Below are 17,635 nucleotides of genomic sequence, written 5' to 3'. Positions count from 1 at the left end.
TACGTATTACAAAAGCGTAGCGGCAGGATATTCAGTGATTAGTTGTGAAGTAACCAGAAAAAAAAGTGCTGAATCAAAACAGCCTATAACCCTTCTCTTTATATTGACATGAGACTTTAGTGCTTATAATACCTTAATGTTTTTTTTACAGCTTACTTACGATTGGCTCTGATTTACCACTGCGCTTCCCGGTAAATTTATTTTAACCAGACGGCGTAAGTGGAACTTAGATCACTTTACGCCGTCTGGGTTACAGTATGATTTGGCCCGGTTAGCTGAGATCAACATCACGTGTGCCAAACCACCAGGTCAGTAAAAATCCGCCGATCCAGGCCACGATTAAACCCACCAAATACACCGCCATGCCCGCAAAAATACCCTGACTGGAGGTCATTAACGGCAAAGTGACTAAACCTGAAGGCCCAAATACCGTGTTCATCCCCACCGGTAAGCCCAGCCATGCCACCAAACCAATGAAAAAACCGCCCAATGCTCCACCTCCACATGCGGTGATAAAGGGTTTCAAACGTGGCAGAGTTACCCCATAAATTAGCGGTTCGCCAACACCTAACAGGCCCGGCACAATTGCCCCTTTGATTTGAGCCCGCAGCAGTGCGCCCTTTTCCGCTTTACACCAGAGTGCCAGCGAAGCGCCAACCTGGCCTGCGCCCGCCATCGCTAATATAGGGAACAGCGAATTGAAGCCTTGCGTTTCCATCAGGGCAAAATAGACCGGAATAAAGCCCTGATGAATACCGAACATTACCGCAATTAAAAACAGCCCAGCAAGCAGCGCACAACCGAACGGATTGTTATTTAAATGGATGAATAACCACGACATGCCTTTAAATAATTCGCCACCGATCGGCATAATTAACAGATAGGTGATGGCGCCGGTAATGATCAAGGTGAAAAGTGACGTGAGAATCATATCCAGATTATCGGGAATGATTTTTCGCAACTGTTTTTCAACCCACGCACCGAATATTGTCGCCAGTAAAACGCCAATAATATTGCCGCGGGGATCAATGCTCAGCCCATAGAATGTTTCCATTCCACTGAAATAACCCACCTTGGCGTCAGGGTGATAACCCAGAATAAACAGCGAGGCGATAATCGCACCATTGACGCCCGTGCCGCCGAAAGCCTTCTGCGCGTTGTACCCAATCAGGATGCTAAGAAAAGTAAACAGCCCTTTGCCGAACACTTTCATGTACGCCACGGTATGCAGCAACCCAGGGGCGTGATCCCCAGGCGCGGTAAGATGAAAGCTTTGCTCAATCAGCGTGGCGAAACCCAATAATAAGCCTGCACCGATAAACCCTGGAATCAACGGCGTAAAGATAGTGGCGAAACGTGATAAAAACTGGTGCAACCCGCTGGTTTGTTTCGTCTTGTATTGCTGTTTATGCTGCGCTGCCACGGCTTTTAGATCGGATCCAGCGTCACTGTTTATCAACAGTGCTTGCATCATTTCAGCCGCGGTCTGCGCTTTTCCCGGACCCAGGACAATCTGCAACTGCGCATCGCTGTCAATCACACCCAGCACGCCCGGCAGCGTTTTTAATTTACCGATGTCGGCCAGTTCGGCGTGGTTGAGTGTCAAACGCAGACGCGTCATGCAGTTGCCGCACACCGCGACGTTTTCTGCACCGCCCACGGCCTGCAAGATGTCACGTAACAGCGCGTCGGTGATTTTCGCCATCAGCGTGCTCCTGCGTCATACAGCGCCTGTCGAATAAAGCCCTGATGTTTAGCGAGCAAGGACTTTGCCTCATCAGCGTTTAATCCACCCAACACCATCACAATGGCGGTTTTACAATGGCCCGCACACGCCTTCAGCGCTGCGCTGGCGGTGGCTTCATCGCAATCGGTCGCCTGCATCACGATATTGACCTGACGCTGTACCAGCTTCTGGTTAGTCGCTTCAACATCGACCATCAAGTTGCCATACACTTTGCCGCTGCGGATCATCGCGCCCGTGGTGAGCATATTCAGCACTAACTTTTGCGCTGTACCTGCTTTCATTCGTGACGATCCCGTGACCACTTCCGGCCCCACCACCGGCGTTAAGGCGATGCGGGCAATCTGCGCCATTGCGCTGTTGGGATTACAGGTGAGCGCAGCGGTGGTCGCGCCCAAACCGTTGGCATAGTCAAGCGCGCCGATCACGTAAGGCGTGCGCCCGCTGGCGGCGATGCCGACTAAGACATCGTCACGGCTAAAGTTGATATCGACTAAATCCTGTGCGCCCTGCTCACGATTATCTTCTGCGTTTTCGACCGCCTGTAAAATTGCAGTGTGCCCACCCGCAATTAACCCCATAACCTGGCTGCGCGGCGTGCCGAAGGTAGGTGGACATTCGCTGGCATCCAATATGCCTAAACGTCCAGAGGTGCCCGCGCCACAATAGATCAAGCGTCCACCCGCCTTAAACGCCGCGCAAATTGCATCAACCACCTCAGCAATTTGCGGCACAATCGCTTCAACCGCCAGCGCGACTTTTTTGTCTTCGTCATTAATGACACGCAGCATCGCTTCAGTAGAGAGTTCATCAATATTGTGACTGGCTGGATTACGGCCTTCGGTAATCATCTGGCTAAGATCGAGGTTCATGACAGGCTCCGTTTAGGAATAATTTATTCGCTTAATGTTTTATCATAACGAATGATTAATTCATCGAGTGAGATCAATTTTTTATTGATGCTGTGGCAAGGGTAAAAAAGGAGGTGAAGTCTGGGGTGCGGCAACCTTCAGATCGGCCCGCCGTAACGGGGAAGGTTTTTACTGCGCAGTTTCGAAGTGAACGTGCGGCGACTTAGCGTTGAAGGCGACACACCTAAATTTCTGGCCAGCGAGCGAAGACTCACCTTAACGTCTTTGGGGTATTTCGTAATCAGGCTTCCCGGTAAAAAACAGCTTACCCGCGTGTTTCTTACCGGGAAACATCCAAATAAAAAGGGGCTCAATTTCCGTTGAGCCCCTTTCATAGAGAAAGCAGTGATTAGATTGCGGTCTGTGTCCGCAGCTTTAATTCATATTCTGCTGCCTGTTTCGCATCGAACTGGTCTTCCCAGCGCGCGATAACCAGCACCGCCAGCGCATTACCGATCACGTTCAAGGCGGTACGTGCCATGTCCATGATGCGGTCAACACCCGCAATAAAGGCCAAACCTTCCAGCGGGATACCGACACTGCCCAGCGTAGCCAGCAGCACCACAAACGACACGCCCGGTACACCCGCAATGCCTTTTGAGGTCACCATCAGCGTCAGCACCAGGATAATCTCGTCGGTCAGCGACAGGTCGATACCGTAAAGCTGGGCGATAAAGATGGCAGCAATACTCTGATAAAGCGTTGAACCATCCAGGTTAAATGAGTAACCGGTAGGCACAACAAAGCTGGTGATAGCTTTCGGCGCGCCGTAGGCTTCCATCTTTTGCATGATACGCGGCAGCACGGTTTCAGAGCTTGACGTCGAATAAGCAAGAATCAGCTCATCCTTCAGAATGCGCATCAGCGTGGTAATACGCAGCTTGCAGAAACGCGCAACCGACCCCAGCACCACAAAGGCAAAGAACAGAATCGCGGCGTAAACCAGCAACACCAGTTTTGCCAGCGGCCAGAGTGAAGCAAAGCCGAAGTTAGCAATAGTGACCGCGATCAACGCAAACACGCCAACCGGCGCATAACGCATGATCATGTGCGTCACTTTGAACATGGTTTCAGAGATACCACGGAACACATTCACCAACGGATCGCGTTGTTCTGACGGCAGCGCAGATAAGCCCATGCCGAATAACACTGAGAAGAAGATGATAGGCAGCATGTCGCCTTTCACCAACGAGGCAAAAATGTTCTGAGGGATCAGCGACAGAATAGTGGCAACCAGGCTGTGTGGGCCGTTCTGCACCGCTTCGGTGGTGGCTTCGTATTTGGAAATATCTACTGTGACCAACGTTGACATATCAATGCCGCTGCCGGGCTGGAATACGTTAGCCAGCGTGATACCGACCACAATCGCAAGGGTGGTGATCACTTCAAAATAGAGGATAGTTTTGACGCCAATGCGTCCCAATTTTTTCGCATCACCGACGCCAGCAATGCCGACCACCAGCGATGAAATCACAATGGGCACCACAATCATCTTGATCAGATGAATGAAGATATCGCCCGCCGGGCTGAGAATATTGGTGATTAACCATTCACGATCTTCTGGCTGATTATGCAACACGGTGCCAACCACGATGCCAAGCACAAGCGCAATCAGAATCTGCCAGGCAAGGGTGATTTTAAAACCTTTCATAACGCGTAATTTCCTCAGTCAAAACCCGTTTTTCTCTAACTGCGAAGGTGCAGAAGACAATACACACAGGGAAGTGAGCAAAAAGCCCGGTAAATTAGAGGGTGTTTGTAGACAGCGCCTCGCACAGAAATGCGATGATTCCCATACCCATTTTCAGACGCGGTCTGAGTTGATACCTGTAGAACAGGGGCGAGATAAGTACCATTTTCACTGAGGTAAATGCAACCCTTGGCGACTTCGTTTAAATCTTCACCACCAAAGCAGCATAATGTGCTGATTGCACACTAAAACCCTAACCTGCTGTTATGAAAAGTATTAGTTAGATGAATTTACGCATAGCTATGCAGGAATGGCTAAAAAGGCGTCGGGTTCGTTTGCTGTATTTTTAAACAGAGAAAGACACAAACATTTGCAACTTTATTCCCTATTTTGCGCAAGGACTTAGGCTTAACAGAGAGGGGAAATGCGTTAGCAGTCGCTTAAAGATTAACGCGTGATCTATGGCGCAAAAAAGAAACAAAGCTTCAGGCTGGGCTTCACTTAACCTTTGATTGACATATCATTAACATCTTCAAGGAGATCCGCCATGAGCCAAATACATAAACATCCTGTTCCTGAAAATATTGCAGCAAACGCGCTGATCACAGCCGAACAGTATCAAACGATGTATCAGCAATCTGTTGACGATCCTGACGCTTTTTGGGGCGAGCAAGGCAAAATCCTCGATTGGATCAAGCCCTACAGCCAGGTGAAAAATACCTCCTTTGCGCCAGGCAATATTTCTATTCGCTGGTACGAAGATGGCACGCTCAATCTGGCGGCAAATTGCCTTGATCGACATTTAGAAACGCGCGGCGATCATCCCGCGATTATTTGGGAAGGCGACGACGCCAGCGAGAGTAAAACCATCACCTTTCGTCAGCTTCATGCCGACGTTTGTCGCTTTGCCAATGTACTGGAATTGCTTGGCGTACAAAAAGGCGATGTGGTGGCAATTTACATGCCGATGGTGCCGGAAGCCGCAGTTGCGATGCTCGCCTGCGCGCGTATTGGCGCGGTACATTCGGTTATTTTTGGCGGCTTCTCTCCCGAGGCTGTAGCGGGTCGCGTGGTGGATTCAAACGCCAAACTGGTCATCACCGCCGATGAAGGTATTCGTGCAGGACGCAGCATTCCACTGAAAAAGAACGTTGATGATGCGCTGAAAAATCCCAATGTGACCAGCATCAACAATGTGGTGGTGTTTCAACGCACCGGTAAAGAGATTGATTGGCAAGAGGGCCGCGATGTGTGGTGGCACGACCTGATGAAGGATGCCAGTCACAACCATTCCGCCGCCGAGATGCAGGCCGAAGATCCGCTGTTTATCCTTTATACCTCCGGTTCAACCGGGAAACCCAAAGGCGTGCTGCACACCACCGGCGGTTATCTGGTGTATGCCGCTACCACCTTTAAATTTGTCTTCGATTACCATCTGGACGACGTCTACTGGTGTACTGCTGACGTCGGCTGGATCACCGGCCACAGCTATTTGCTCTACGGCCCGCTGGCATGTGGTGCCACCACGCTGATGTTTGAAGGCGTACCGAACTGGCCAACGCCAAGTCGTATGGCGGAAGTGGTCGATAAGCACAAAGTCACGCTGCTTTATACCGCGCCGACGGCGATCCGTGCGCTGATGGCAGAAGGCGATAAAGCGATTGAAGGCACCGATCGCAGCAGCCTGCGTATCATGGGATCGGTCGGTGAACCGATCAATCCCGAAGCCTGGGAATGGTATTACAAGAAAATTGGCGACAGCCGCTGTCCGATTGTTGATACCTGGTGGCAGACCGAAACCGGCGGATTTATGATTACTCCGCTGCCGGGCGCCACCGAACTGAAAGCCGGTTCGGCGACCAAGCCATTTTTCGGCGTTCAGCCTGCGCTGGTCGATAACGAGGGCAATCCACAGCAAGGCGCAAGTGAAGGCAATTTGGTGATTACGGATTCGTGGCCTGGCCAGGCGCGCACGCTGTTTGGCGATCACGAGCGCTTCGAACAAACTTACTTTTCGACCTTTAAAAACGTCTATTTCAGCGGTGACGGCGCACGACGTGATGAAGATGGCTATTACTGGATCACTGGCCGCGTGGACGACGTGCTCAACGTTTCGGGCCACCGTTTGGGGACAGCGGAGATTGAATCGGCGCTGGTTTCTCATCCTAAAATTGCCGAAGCCGCGGTGGTGGGCATTGCGCACAGCATCAAAGGCCAGGCGATTTATGCCTATATTACGCTGAACCACGGCGAAGAGCCCTCGCCAGAACTCTACACCGAAGTACGAAACTGGGTGCGAAAAGAGATTGGCCCTATCGCTACACCAGACGTGTTGCACTGGACTGACTCTCTACCAAAAACCCGCTCCGGCAAAATCATGCGTCGCATTCTGCGTAAGATCGCGGCGGGCGATACCAGCAATCTTGGGGATACCTCAACGCTGGCCGATCCGGGCGTAGTGGAAAAATTACTCGAGGAAAAACAGTCCATAAAAATGCCGTAAGTTATCCGGCGGGAAGCCTCATGCTTCCTGCCCTTCCATCCCTACGTAGTGTGTTTCTGTAGTCACATAACAATATGCCCTATTAGCACGATTGTGTGAGGTTCACGCCTGCAAATCCTCTGGAGAAACTGTGATGAATGACGCCCTTTCAAGTCAGGATGCAATCTATCAACAGATCGAACGTAATCCTCGCTTTCATGAGCTGGTTCGCAAGCGCCAGGCTTTCGCTACGCTGCTTTCGCTGATCATGCTGGTGCTTTACGTCGGCTTTATCTTGCTGATCGCTTTCGCCCCCGCCTGGCTCGGTACACCGCTTCATGAAGGCACCAATGTGACACGCGGTATTCCGATTGGCGTGGGTTTGATTGTGGTGTCGTTCGTGCTGACCGGCATTTATGTCTGGCGCGCCAATGGTGAATTTGATCGTCTAACTAAGCAGATCCTCAGTGAGGTAAAATCATGACGCGTTTCTCTCTGTGGATAGTGGCGCTGCTGTTGCCCTTCTCTGCGCTGGCTGCTGACGCGATTACCGGCGCGGTACAAAAGCAGTCGACGAATTATCAGGCGATTATCATGTTTGTGGTGTTCGTCGCCTTTACGCTCGGTATCACATATTGGGCGTCGAAACGTACCCGCTCTCGCAGCGATTATTACACGGCGGGCGGTAATATTACCGGCTTCCAAAACGGCCTGGCGATGGCGGGTGACTTTATGTCTGCAGCCTCGTTTTTGGGCATTTCTGCACTGGTTTATACCTCTGGTTATGACGGGTTGATTTATTCACTCGGTTTCCTGGTGGGATGGCCGATGATCCTGTTCCTGATTGCGGAGCGTTTGCGTAATTTAGGCCGCTATACCTTTGCGGATGTCGCCTCGTATCGCTTGAAGCAGAAACCCATTCGTACCCTATCAGCCTGCGGATCGCTGGTGGTGGTCGCGCTCTATTTGATTGCGCAGATGGTGGGTGCAGGCAAACTGATTCAGCTGCTGTTTGGGTTGGATTACCACGTTGCCGTGGTGCTGGTAGGTATTTTGATGGTGATGTATGTGCTGTTTGGCGGCATGCTCGCCACCACGTGGGTACAGATTATCAAAGCGGTGCTGCTGCTGTTTGGCGCCTCGTTCATGGCCATCATGGTGATGAAAACGGTGGGTTTCAGCTTCAATGCGCTGTTTACCGAAGCGATGGCGGTGCACCCGAAAGGCATTGCGATCATGCAGCCTGGCGGGTTGGTCAAAGACCCTATTTCTGCGCTGTCGCTGGGGCTTGGGCTGATGTTTGGTACGGCTGGATTACCGCATATCCTGATGCGTTTCTTCACCGTGGCAGACGCCAAAGAGGCGCGTAAAAGCGTGTTTTGGGCCACCGGTTTCATGGGCTATTTCTACTTCCTGACCTTTATTATCGGCTTCGGTGCCATTTTACTGGTCGGCGCAAACCCTGCCTTTAAAGATGCCAGCGGCGCGCTGATTGGCGGCACCAATATGGCGGCGGTTCATCTTGCCAATGCCGTTGGCGGCAGCACTTTCCTTGGTTTTATCTCTGCCGTGGCTTTCGCGACCATCTTAGCGGTGGTGGCGGGCCTGACACTGGCGGGCGCTTCTGCGGTATCGCACGATCTTTACGCCAGCGTGTACCGTAAAGGCCAGGCGAGCGAGCGGGATGAACTGCGGGTGTCAAAAATTACCGTGCTGGTGCTTGGCGTCGTGGCGATTGGGTTAGGGATTCTGTTTGAGAATCAGAACATCGCGTTCATGGTTGGCCTGGCATTCTCGATTGCCGCCAGCTGTAATTTCCCGATTATTTTGCTTTCAATGTACTGGTCTAAGCTAACCACACGGGGTGCGATGGTCGGTGGCTGGCTGGGTTTGATTACTGCAGTGGTGCTGATGATCCTTGGGCCAACAGTTTGGGTCACCGTTTTGGGCCACGCGAAACCGATTTATCCGTATGAATATCCGGCGCTGTTTTCGATGCTGATCGCCTTTGTCGGGACATGGTTATTCTCAATTACCGATCACTCCGCACAGGGTGCAGAAGAACGCAGCCGCTTCCGGGCGCAGTTCATTCGTTCGCAAACAGGCGCAGGGATTGAGCAAGGTAAGGCGCACTAAAAAAAAGCGGCTACCCAAGGTAGCCGCTTTCTCATTTCAGCAGGATCAGAAACGCAGTGATGCGCCCACATAGGGGCCGTCGACCAGCACGTTATCTTTACGTCCGCCTTTGTTGTTCAGCTCAATGTACTGATAGCCGACACGCAGATTCAACAGTGAAATTGGCGTGAAGCTTAGGCCGCCCCCGGCTTCCTGATAGCTGTCGAGGTGATCGGTGAAGCCTTCTGGCGCGTAATAATATTCGCCATATAAGCCCCACATGGTGTTGAAGTTGTAAGCTGCACCCGCACCCAGCGCCAGCGCAAAACCGTCTTTTCCATCTTCAGGATGGGTGAAGATCGCCTTTGCGGTCGGCGCTAAACGCAGCGGGCCCACATCTACGTTGTAACCCAAGCCTGCACCGTAAGTGCTGCCATCGTGATCGCTACGTAGCCAGTTACCTTTTAAAAACAGGCCTGGCGACGTTGTGCCCAGACCCACGTTCAGGTTGGTGTTGTGTTCGCCGACATCAACGCTGCCTTCGATTGCCTGTGCCGCACCGCTCAATAAAACGAGGCCCAGTGCGCTCCCAGTAACAAGTTGCTTAAACATGATTCCACTCCATGAAAGGACAATTAATTCGGCGCAAAGGTTAACAGCCTGAAATGTGGAGACAACTAAATTTGGAAAGCTTTACGTAAACAGACATGTCGTTAGGTTGACGGCAGCGGATTTCTCGCTGCCGCCCTTTGCTCAGAAACGCCACGCGGTGCCGATGAACGCGCCACCAATGAAGCGACGATCTTGCTGCCCAACATTGGCGTCGGTCGAAAGAGCGCGATAACCCGCAGAGTGGCTTAATGAGGGTAGCGCATAATAATGGATACCGGCTTCAAACGGGTACGCAGTGTGATCGCTTTCAAGATTCACACCTATCCAGCTATTGCCACCGCTCACACTGAGTTCGGCTGCATCCACATCGCATGCTGCCAAAAGCAGGCCGGCGACGACTATAAATTTCATCATTGTGTTCTTCCTTGTGTGTTTAAAAACAGCACGCACTTTAAGGAAAGAACAAGAGGTGGAATATAAGCACCGGCTTGAAAAAGTCTTAACTCAGATAGCCCACATTACATGGCCGATCATTGGCGCGGCTATCACGGTTAGCACACCTGAAAGCATCATCACCAGGCTGGAAACCACGCCTTCTTGCTGGCCTAACTGATAGGCGCGAGCCGTGCCAGCACCATGTGAAGCCGCACCGAAACCGGCCCCTTTTGCCACGCCCTGTTTGATGGCAATTCGCAAGAATAAAACGTCGCCTACCGCCATGCCAAAAACGCCGGTGATCACCACAAACAGCGCCACTAAATCGGGTTGACCCCCAATGGGCCCAGCAGCGGCTAAAGCAAATGGCGTGGTGATAGAACGCACCGCCAGGCTGCGCTGAATAGATTCCGGCAGCGTCAACAGACGCGCCAGCCAGACTGAGCTGCACACCGCGACCAGGGTTGCGGTGAAGACGCCAGCACTTAATGACATCCAATGCCGTTTGATGATCGCCATGTTTTCATATACCGGCACGGCAAACGCCAGCGTGGCGGGCCCCAGCAACCACAGCAACCAGTGACTTTCGGCAATGTAATCCTGCCAGCTAATGTGTGTCACCATCAGCAAGGCCACCAGCACCAGCGGTGTCATCACCAGCGGCATTAACAACAAGGTGCGCCAGCGGCGGTAGAGATGTTTATTGAGGTAATAGATCAACAAGGTAATGACCACACACAGCAGGCTGAGCAATAAATCACGCATTATTGCCCTGCTTACGCGCTGCGCGCGCCACTTCATAGCGATAAACGCGATCCACCACTAAGGCTGTCGAGGCCAGGACCAACAGCGTACTGATAGCAATCACCAGAAAAATGCGCCAGCCTTCAATACGTAGCAAATCGCCGTAGTTCACCACCGCGACCACCGCAGGAATAAAGAACAACAGCATTTCCGCCAACAGCCAGTTTGAACCCGCCTTCACCCAACCCAGCGGCACGATGCGTGTCACGATTAAAACCAACATCAGCAGCATGCCGACGATATTGGCAGGCAACGGCAAATGCAGCCAATTGACCAGATGATCGCAGCCTACAAACACGCTGATATAGAGCACCAGCTGCAGTGGCAATCCAAGTCGTTGCAGCATGCCCATTCTTCGCGGACTGATTGCTAACGCCATTTTTTTCTTCTCCCCCGTCAATTCAAGGTGCTCAGTATAAATCCCAGACAGAAGGTGAAAAAAATGAATTAATATTATTAAAATCATGCCAAAAAGGAATAGCTCATGGATGTCCGCGCGTTGCGTTACTTTACCGAAGTGGTTCGCCAGCAAAGTTTTACGCGCGCCGCACAGAAACTGTATGTGACGCAGCCAACTATCAGCAAAATGTTGCGTCAACTTGAGGAAGAGCTGGGCTGTACGTTGATATTACGCGATGGTCGCCGCTTGCATCTCACCGACAGTGGGCAGGCGGTTTATCAGCGTGGCCTGGCGATTTTGCAGGAGTTTCATCAGCTAGAGGCGGAAATCGGCGACATTAATCAGTTGAAAACCGGCGAGCTACGATTGGGCATTCCTCCCATGGTGGGTATGCAGATAGCCGGTTCAATTTCCGCTTTTCGCCGTCGTTATCCTGGCGTAGCACTAAAAATTTCTGAGTTTGGTGGCTTAACCGTTCAGCAGGCCGTGCTGGCGGGCAGTTTAGATATCGCGCTTACCGCGCTACCCGTGGAGGCAGATTTACCTCTTAATACGCTGCCGCTGATGCATCATCCCCTTTGCGTGCTCCTGCCGCGCCGCGCCGAGTGGCTCAATCGCAGCCATATTGGTTTGTCCGAATTGGCAGAACATCCTTTACTGATTTTTAATGAAGAGTTTTCGCTTAATCGCCAGTTAATGCAGGCGTTTCAACGTCTCGGCATTACGCCAACGATCGCAGTGAGAAGCGGGCAATGGGATTTTCTGGCTGCAATGGTACAGGCCGAAATGGGAGTAGCAATTTTGCCGGAGCCGATCTGCCAAAGGCTGGATAAACAGTCGCTGCTGTGGCTACCACTGGAATCAGAACTGAAGTGGAGTTTAGGGCTGATTTGGCGTGAGGGCAGCTATTTGTCTCGCAGTGCGCAAGCATGGATTGATTGCTGTCATGAACATTGGCCCGATGACGCTCCACGTCTTTCAGTGTGACCCGCCATCATTCACGCTACTGTTGCGTTGGCTTCACTTTTTTCCCCGGTCACTTACCTGAGTAAGCTTCCGAGGATAAACACGCTTGCCGCCTTCCTGCAGCATGAATGATGCGGGTTATTTCATTCTCGTAAAAAACTTATTCTTCTTTCTCAATCAGTAACGCTTCCAGCAAATCGAGATCGTGCAGCAGTTTCTGCATGGTTTCGTTGGAAATCTGTTGAGTAGCACGCAAATGATAGACCTCGGCGCGTTCAGCACGCAGCGCTGTCAGACGGAATCGACGCTCCAGATTCTCGGCGAACAGCGCGTGATCGATATCATTTTTACCTTCTGCACGACGACGCAAGTTGCCAATCACGCGCAAGCTGACCTCTTTCAGCAGTTCAGGATCGATGTTCTCGGTGGTCTCATTTTCCAAACGAGACTCCATCTTCTGTAGGCTCTCAATGGCCACGCTGGCCATGACCGCGCGGGCATTTTGCAACTCACGGCGATGACTGGATTTATCGATACCATCATAGCCACGCAGCAGAATAGGCAGAATGACCACGCCAATCAGCAGCGAGAACAGAATCACACCGGTGGCGATAAACACCAGTTCATAACGGGCTGGGAACGGGTCGCCATTGCTGAGAAACAGCGGAATAGATAACACACCCGCCAGCGTAATGGCACCACGTACACCCGCGAATGAAGCAATCAGCAGCTCTTTAAACGAGTAGTTGGAGAACTCCAGCGGCTTTTTCTTCAACAGGCGCTTACTGAAGCGCTGCATGATCCATAACCAGCCGAAGCGCACCACCATCAACGAGACATAGACCAACCCGATATCTGCAAACAGCATCCACAGCTCGACATTAGGATCGGCGTTAGCCTGGTCGATGGAGGTTTGCAGAATGTCGGGCAGCTGCAGGCCAAGCATCAGGAACACCATGCCGTTAAAGACGAATTCCAGCATCTGCCAGACGCTGTTAGCACGTAAGCGCATCGCCAAAGGAGCCTGACGGATGATGCCAGAGCGCGTAATGGTCATACCCGCAGCAACCGCAGCCAGGATACCAGACACACCCAAATGTTCAGCAATCAGGTAAGAGGCGAACGGCAGCAGCAGCAGCAGAACCGTCTGTGTAGCCGGATCATCACCACTCCAGCGGCTCAGCAGGCGCAGCGATTTTCCGTAAAGCCAGCAGATTGCAACACCGGCAACCAAACCGCCTACCGCAACCTTGAGGAACTCAACGCTGGCGCCGCCCCAGGTAAAGACCATTGTGCCCATGGCGACGGCAACAGCAAACTTGAGCGACACCAGGCCGGATGCGTCGTTCATCAACGCTTCGCCCTGCACAATCGACATGATTTTTTTCGGGATACGCCCTTCACCGACAATGCCTGAAAGTGCGACGGCATCGGTTGGTGACAGCACCGCCGCCAACGCGAAGGCGGGAATCAGTGGAATGCCGGGCACCAGCCAATAAATCAGGTAGCCAATTCCCACCACGGTAATCAGAACCAGCACCAACGCTAATCCAATAATTTCTCGACCGTGATGCAGGAACTCGCTAATCGGTGTTTTCCATCCATCAGCAAACAGCAGCGGCGGAATGAACAGCACTAAAAACAGTTCTGGATCGAAGTCAACATGCAGGCCAAACGTTGGCCAGGCGAGCAGCGCACCGGCCGCGATCTGCACTAATGGCAGCGGTATTTGAAAAGGGAGAATGCGAGCAGCAACGCCAGAAAGCGAGACCACCAGCGTCATAATGAGAATAGTAAAAAAGATTTCCATGCTTTCCTTAAGCGCCTTAAAGTCTCTCAAGCAATGTCGTAAGCGCTAAAGTGTAAAACAAACCCAAGGTTGCTGGGATTACTACACGTGCGACAAGGGGTAAAAAAAGAGAATAATCCTGGACGCGCCTCTGCGCGCCCACTTCTACAGTCAGATCGCCCAGCCACCAGCGTAAAAAGCCACTAAGGCTACCGCAATCACCACGGTTCCTGTATTCAATTTACGCCATTCGCCAGCAAAAATGCGTCCGACCACCAGCGCAGCAAAACCGAGCATGATGCCGGTGACGATGTTGCAGGTCAGCACAATAATGACCGCCGTCAGCAGGCCAGACATCGCATCGACAAAATCAGTAAAGTCGATTTTGGCGACGTTACTCAGCATCAGCAGGCCAACGTACATCAGCGCAGGCGCTGTGGCATACGCCGGGACTAAGTATGCCAACGGCGACATAAACAAAATCACCATGAACAGCAAACCTACCACAATTGCCGTCAGACCGGTTTTACCGCCTGCAGCCGTGCCCGCCGCAGACTCGATATAAACCGCCGCTGGCGATGCGCCGACTAAGCCAGCAAACAGACTGCTGACCGAGTCGGTGGTTAAAGCGCGACCGCCGTTGATGATCTGCCCGTCTTTATCGAGCAGATTCGCCTGGCCAGCCACTGCGCGGATGGTGCCGGTGGCATCAAATACCGCTGTCATCACCAACGCTAACACGCTAGGTAACACGACTGGCTGCAAGGCGCCCATGATATCGAGGCTAAACACCAGCGATTGACCGTTGGCATCAGCCAGGCTCGGCAGCGCAAACAAACCTTGATAACTTACCGCGGGATCGAAAATGAGTCCTAATACCGAAATGGCAATAATGGTCAGCAAAATGCCGCCCGGCACCTTACGCTTTTCAAGACCAATAATCGCACCCAATCCCAACAGTGACATCATGACCGGGAAAGAGTTGAAATGACCCAGCGCTACCGGCAAACCCGGAGCCGGGTTTTTTACCACTAAACCTACGCCATCCGCCGCGATCAGCAGCAAAAACAGCCCGATGCCGACGCCGGTACCGTGCGCAACGCCCATCGGGAGATTGCGCAAAATCCATGAACGGATACCGGTCACGGAAATCAGCGTAAACAATACGCCCATCAGGAATACCGCACCGAGCGCGACCGGCACGCTGATTTGCTGCCCCAGCACCAGACTAAAGGCGGTAAAGGCGGTTAACGAAATGGCGCAGCCAATCGCCATCGGCAGGTTAGCCCACAAGCCCATAATGATGGAGCCAAAGCTGGCAACCAGACAGGTCGCGACGAACACAGCGGTTGGCGAGAAGCCCGCTTTGCCCAGCATACCTGGCACGACAATCACCGAATAAACCATGGCTAAAAACGTGGTTAGCCCCGCCAGAATTTCCTGGCGAACGCTGCTGCCACGAGCAGAAATTGAGAACCAGGCGTCCAGTTTTCCACTGGCCGGTCGTGATTCGTTTGACATAATTGAGCCTCAAAGAGTTTTTGTTGTGTAGATCGCTCTGCGACCGCCGCCCTGAAATCCCTGGGTAAGTTGTTTGCGCCAAACGGCGTCAAACAGAAGGCAAACGTTTACCTTGCCGCAGATAAGTGACCCTTCAAAGATGGGCAAATAAAAAGGCAAACGATTATCCGGCGTTTGCTGGCACATTTTCAACTGCTTGATGGTCATTAATCAGGATAAAGATTTCACTGGATCGCGTATGACGTAGACTTGCTCTGTTGCGTAACACGCGTTTCGCTTTGAAGTTGCAGGATTTTATGAAGAGGAGAAGAGGTTGCGCAACGGCAAGCATTACGCAACAAAAAAGGGATTCAGCCTTGCAGGTTAATGTCGCCGCCCTGCTGAATGGCGCGTTGCCAGGCGGCGCGCTGTTTCACCGTTTCCAGCCACTTTTGCGTCGCGGGCATCTGCTGCAAACCGGCACGCTTATTCAGTGCCAAAAGCGGGAAACTCATTTGAATATCCGCGATGCTGAAACGCTTGCCCGCAAACCACGGATGCGCGACAAGATGGTTTTCAATCATTTGCATGTGCGGCTTCAGCTGTTTATCAAGAAAGGCTTTTTGTACGCCTTTACCAAACATGCCGCCAATCGGCCGCAATAGCCAAGGCACCGGCGCTTGCCCGAGTCGAGCAAAAATCAATTTCATTACCAGCAATGGCATCAATGAACCTTCGGCATAGTGCAGCCAGTAACGAGATTGCAGCGCCTCTTCCTCATCAGTAAGTTTCAGTCGATATTCGGCATCATATTTATTTTCGAGATATTCGAGGATGGCACCCGATTCGGCAACCACGCGATTTTCGTCAGTAATGATTGGCGATTTACCCAAAGGGTGAATTTTTTTCAGCGCCTCAGGTGCCAGCATGGTGGATTCGCGCTGATAGCGTTTGATCTGATAAGGCACTTCCAGCTCTTCGAGCAGCCATAACACGCGATGCGAGCGCGAATGCTCAAGATGGTGAACGGTGATCATCGTGATTCCCTGTTAGGTGATTATCAGCCAAGTATAGACATCACTCCCGCCCTGACAGTTTGTCATCCTGCTCGGGATCAAGCAGTACCGCACCTGAACCTTGCTCTCCCAACCGATCGCCTGGATTGCGTAGTGGGCAGTCACGCATCGAAAGACAACCGCAGCCGATGCAGCCATCCAGATCGTTGCGTAAGCGGGTCAATGTTTCGATACGTTTATCCAGTTCCTCACGCCAGTGTTGCGTCAGTGCATCCCATTCGTGGGTCGACATACGTTTATTAGCAGGGATATGTTCGAGACTGTCGCTCACCGTCGCCAAGGGAATACCAATGCGCTGGGCAATCTTGATTATCGCCACACGTCGCAGCACGTCTCGGCTATAACGGCGCTGGTTGCCGCCGTTGCGTGTGCTGAAGATAAGCCCTTTGTTTTCATAAAAATGCAGCGCAGAAACAGCAACGCCGCTGCGTCGTGCGACTTCGCCCGGCGTCAAAACCGGTTTTGGGTAGTTGCGATCTTTTTTCATTTGGACCTTTACCTCAAGTTAACTTGAGGAATTATACTCGCTTCCCATCAGAACAACGAATTCCTATACCGCATTGAATTATCACCAGAAGGATGAGGCTATGATGCAAGAAGAGATCATTCACTCCCTGACACACTGGATTGACCAAAATCTGGACAAGAGTTTGTCTATTGATGAAGTCGCAGCAAAATCAGGTTATTCGAAATGGCATCTGCAGCGTATGTTCCGTACCGTGACGAAACAAACGCTGGGTGGATATATTCGTGAACGTCGCCTGACCTTAGCGGCTGAAGCGTTGAGCCTGACGCAACGTCCCGTATTTGATATTGCGATGCAATATGGCTACGACTCGCAGCAAACTTTTTCACGCGTATTCCGTCGCCAATTTTCACAAACGCCAACCGCTTATCGCCACACCATGCGTCGTCAGGCCATTCAGCGCCCTCGCCTGTTGAGCTTTGATTGCAGCGAAAGCATGGCCAGCTTTACCCAACGAACCACGGGCGAATGCTGTCCCGTTAGCTAAATTTGATTTCGTCTTCAGTGCGCCCCAAGCGGGCGCGCCTTCTTAATTGTTTTTCCTCACCTTTTCTTCCCCGCCACTTTCTGCTCAAACTTCAATCA

At 51.9% G+C, this 17,635-nt stretch carries 16 protein-coding genes; 5 read left to right on the top strand and 11 right to left on the bottom strand.

What is annotated here, in order from left to right; all coding sequences use genetic code 11:
* Positions 1–271 precede the first annotated feature (271 nt).
* The 3 genes from murP to gltP form a co-directional block, all read right to left on the bottom strand.
* A complete protein-coding gene (murP, locus tag SC127_RS11595) occupies positions 272–1,705 on the bottom strand; it encodes a PTS N-acetylmuramic acid transporter subunit IIBC (RefSeq protein WP_243078776.1) in 1,434 nt (477 codons plus the stop codon).
* Positions 1,705–2,616: an N-acetylmuramic acid 6-phosphate etherase gene (murQ, locus tag SC127_RS11590; RefSeq protein ID WP_243078777.1), complete on the bottom strand. Its 912-nt coding sequence runs from the start codon at positions 2,614–2,616 to the stop codon at positions 1,705–1,707. Before murQ ends, murP begins: the two co-directional genes overlap by 1 nt.
* Before the next feature lie 388 nt (positions 2,617–3,004).
* Entirely contained in the window at positions 3,005–4,306 is a 1,302-nt protein-coding gene (gene gltP, locus SC127_RS11585; RefSeq protein ID WP_332626535.1) for a glutamate/aspartate:proton symporter GltP, read from the bottom strand.
* A 586-nt stretch (positions 4,307–4,892) separates the two neighbouring features.
* On the opposite strand from gltP, the gene acs reads away from it, so the two are divergent.
* From acs to actP, 3 genes are all read left to right on the top strand, one after another.
* A complete protein-coding gene (acs, locus tag SC127_RS11580; RefSeq protein ID WP_332626533.1) occupies positions 4,893–6,848 on the top strand; it encodes an acetate--CoA ligase in 1,956 nt (651 codons plus the stop codon).
* A 133-nt stretch (positions 6,849–6,981) separates the two neighbouring features.
* Positions 6,982–7,311, top strand: a complete 330-nt coding sequence (locus tag SC127_RS11575; protein WP_215848356.1) for a DUF485 domain-containing protein — start codon at positions 6,982–6,984, stop codon at positions 7,309–7,311.
* A complete protein-coding gene (gene actP, locus SC127_RS11570; RefSeq protein WP_215847875.1) occupies positions 7,308–8,963 on the top strand; it encodes a cation/acetate symporter ActP in 1,656 nt (551 codons plus the stop codon). The genes SC127_RS11575 and actP overlap by 4 nt, the downstream gene beginning before the upstream one ends.
* Before the next feature lie 45 nt (positions 8,964–9,008).
* On the opposite strand, the gene SC127_RS11565 is transcribed toward actP, so the two are convergent.
* The 4 genes from SC127_RS11565 to SC127_RS11550 form a co-directional block, all read right to left on the bottom strand.
* Positions 9,009–9,554, bottom strand: coding sequence for a YfaZ family outer membrane protein (locus SC127_RS11565; protein WP_215847876.1), 546 nt, complete (start codon positions 9,552–9,554; stop codon positions 9,009–9,011).
* 141 nt (positions 9,555–9,695) lie between these two features.
* Positions 9,696–9,968 (bottom strand): hypothetical protein, encoded by a 273-nt coding sequence (locus SC127_RS11560; protein ID WP_332626530.1) that lies wholly within the window; start codon positions 9,966–9,968, stop codon positions 9,696–9,698.
* A gap of 90 nt (positions 9,969–10,058) precedes the next feature.
* Positions 10,059–10,754 (bottom strand): LrgB family protein, encoded by a 696-nt coding sequence (locus SC127_RS11555; RefSeq protein ID WP_332626528.1) that lies wholly within the window; start codon positions 10,752–10,754, stop codon positions 10,059–10,061.
* Positions 10,747–11,172, bottom strand: coding sequence for a CidA/LrgA family protein (locus SC127_RS11550; protein ID WP_332626526.1), 426 nt, complete (start codon positions 11,170–11,172; stop codon positions 10,747–10,749). Before SC127_RS11550 ends, SC127_RS11555 begins: the two co-directional genes overlap by 8 nt.
* 105 nt (positions 11,173–11,277) lie before the next feature.
* Between SC127_RS11550 and SC127_RS11545 the strand changes: the two genes are divergently transcribed.
* Positions 11,278–12,180 (top strand): LysR family transcriptional regulator, encoded by a 903-nt coding sequence (locus SC127_RS11545; RefSeq protein WP_215847880.1) that lies wholly within the window; start codon positions 11,278–11,280, stop codon positions 12,178–12,180.
* Between the two features lie 139 nt (positions 12,181–12,319).
* Here the strand turns inward: SC127_RS11545 and SC127_RS11540 are convergent, their stop codons facing one another.
* From SC127_RS11540 to soxR, 4 genes are all read right to left on the bottom strand, one after another.
* The gene (locus SC127_RS11540; RefSeq protein ID WP_243078782.1) at positions 12,320–13,969 is read right to left on the bottom strand and encodes a Na+/H+ antiporter; all 1,650 of its coding nucleotides are present in this window, start codon (positions 13,967–13,969) and stop codon (positions 12,320–12,322) included.
* A 150-nt stretch (positions 13,970–14,119) separates the two neighbouring features.
* Positions 14,120–15,469, bottom strand: a complete 1,350-nt coding sequence (locus SC127_RS11535) for an NCS2 family permease (protein ID WP_243078783.1) — start codon at positions 15,467–15,469, stop codon at positions 14,120–14,122.
* Positions 15,470–15,819: 350 nt separating this feature from the next.
* Positions 15,820–16,485, bottom strand: coding sequence for a glutathione S-transferase family protein (locus SC127_RS11530; protein WP_332626522.1), 666 nt, complete (start codon positions 16,483–16,485; stop codon positions 15,820–15,822).
* Between the two features lie 40 nt (positions 16,486–16,525).
* Positions 16,526–17,011 (bottom strand): redox-sensitive transcriptional activator SoxR, encoded by a 486-nt coding sequence (gene soxR, locus SC127_RS11525; RefSeq protein ID WP_215847882.1) that lies wholly within the window; start codon positions 17,009–17,011, stop codon positions 16,526–16,528.
* A 100-nt stretch (positions 17,012–17,111) separates the two neighbouring features.
* Here soxR and soxS point away from each other — a divergent pair, with 100 nt between their 5' ends.
* Positions 17,112–17,537: a superoxide response transcriptional regulator SoxS gene (soxS, locus tag SC127_RS11520; protein WP_215847883.1), complete on the top strand. Its 426-nt coding sequence runs from the start codon at positions 17,112–17,114 to the stop codon at positions 17,535–17,537.
* Positions 17,538–17,635: the final 98 nt, after the last annotated feature.

Source organism: Pantoea sp. T14 (genome assembly GCF_036663535.1).
Taxonomy (GTDB): domain Bacteria; phylum Pseudomonadota; class Gammaproteobacteria; order Enterobacterales; family Enterobacteriaceae; genus Pantoea; species Pantoea phytostimulans.
Note: the sequence above shows the minus strand (reverse complement) of the source record. Positions and strands in the feature narration are given on the sequence as shown.

Coding starts and splice junctions, on each gene's coding strand:
- murP (WP_243078776.1), bottom strand. CDS start 1,705: ATGGCGAAAATCACCGACGCGCTGTTACGTGACATCTTGCAGGCCGTG.
- murQ (WP_243078777.1), bottom strand. CDS start 2,616: ATGAACCTCGATCTTAGCCAGATGATTACCGAAGGCCGTAATCCAGCC.
- gltP (WP_332626535.1), bottom strand. CDS start 4,306: ATGAAAGGTTTTAAAATCACCCTTGCCTGGCAGATTCTGATTGCGCTT.
- acs (WP_332626533.1), top strand. CDS start 4,893: ATGAGCCAAATACATAAACATCCTGTTCCTGAAAATATTGCAGCAAAC.
- SC127_RS11575 (WP_215848356.1), top strand. CDS start 6,982: ATGAATGACGCCCTTTCAAGTCAGGATGCAATCTATCAACAGATCGAA.
- actP (WP_215847875.1), top strand. CDS start 7,308: ATGACGCGTTTCTCTCTGTGGATAGTGGCGCTGCTGTTGCCCTTCTCT.
- SC127_RS11565 (WP_215847876.1), bottom strand. CDS start 9,554: ATGTTTAAGCAACTTGTTACTGGGAGCGCACTGGGCCTCGTTTTATTG.
- SC127_RS11560 (WP_332626530.1), bottom strand. CDS start 9,968: ATGATGAAATTTATAGTCGTCGCCGGCCTGCTTTTGGCAGCATGCGAT.
- SC127_RS11555 (WP_332626528.1), bottom strand. CDS start 10,754: ATGCGTGATTTATTGCTCAGCCTGCTGTGTGTGGTCATTACCTTGTTG.
- SC127_RS11550 (WP_332626526.1), bottom strand. CDS start 11,172: ATGGCGTTAGCAATCAGTCCGCGAAGAATGGGCATGCTGCAACGACTT.
- SC127_RS11545 (WP_215847880.1), top strand. CDS start 11,278: ATGGATGTCCGCGCGTTGCGTTACTTTACCGAAGTGGTTCGCCAGCAA.
- SC127_RS11540 (WP_243078782.1), bottom strand. CDS start 13,969: ATGGAAATCTTTTTTACTATTCTCATTATGACGCTGGTGGTCTCGCTT.
- SC127_RS11535 (WP_243078783.1), bottom strand. CDS start 15,469: ATGTCAAACGAATCACGACCGGCCAGTGGAAAACTGGACGCCTGGTTC.
- SC127_RS11530 (WP_332626522.1), bottom strand. CDS start 16,485: ATGATCACCGTTCACCATCTTGAGCATTCGCGCTCGCATCGCGTGTTA.
- soxR (WP_215847882.1), bottom strand. CDS start 17,011: ATGAAAAAAGATCGCAACTACCCAAAACCGGTTTTGACGCCGGGCGAA.
- soxS (WP_215847883.1), top strand. CDS start 17,112: ATGATGCAAGAAGAGATCATTCACTCCCTGACACACTGGATTGACCAA.